Here is a 640-nt window from a genome sequence, read left to right as displayed (position 1 = left end):
CGGAACGCACCTTCACGCAAAAAGGAGAAGCCCATGAATTTAGAAACAGCCCGTTTACGGCTTGAACCCTATCATGACTCGCACTACGAAGGCCTAAGGGTAATGGATAACGACTCCGGCGTGATGCGTTATATCAATAACGGTATTGTTAAAACGCCTGAAGAGACATGGGAAGGTATCCGACGTGTACAAGCCCGCTGGGACAAGTACGGGTTCTCATGGTGGGCTATCGTCGAGAAGGCTTCCGGGGCTATCGTTGGTGCAGCATGCCTCCAGTACCTGGCAAACGTGGAGGGTGCGCCATTAGAGAATGGCTGGCGTCTTGCCCCGGCACACAATGGCAAAGGTTACGCAACAGAAGCCGCGAAGGCGATCGTTGATTTCGCGACGGAACGGGTAGGCGCAACCTATTTGGTTGCAGTGGCCGATCCAGAAAATATTCCTTCGCAGCGTGTGATGCAACGGTTAGGCATGACTTACAAGGCTGTAGAACAGCACTATGATGTGCCCTGTGTCGTGTACGAGCTTAACATTGGCAGATCTGAGTAAAAATCGGTTACTTCGTGCAAACGCGATTTAATGGAGAGAAGTATTAATATGCAGCCAGTACGGCTTATGGGTGACGGATATGAACCTCATG

At 50.9% G+C, this 640-nt stretch carries 1 protein-coding gene; it reads left to right on the top strand.

The window, feature by feature from the left end; genetic code table 11:
- Positions 1-549 (top strand): GNAT family N-acetyltransferase (locus tag FN633_RS10600; protein ID WP_243731499.1); only part of this gene is annotated, 549 nt, incomplete at its 5' end.
- Positions 550-640: the final 91 nt, after the last annotated feature.

The sequence above is a fragment of the Pseudescherichia vulneris genome, assembly GCF_902164725.1.
Classification (GTDB): Bacteria; Pseudomonadota; Gammaproteobacteria; order Enterobacterales; family Enterobacteriaceae; genus Pseudescherichia; species Pseudescherichia vulneris.
This window is presented reverse-complemented; position numbering and strand designations above follow the sequence as displayed.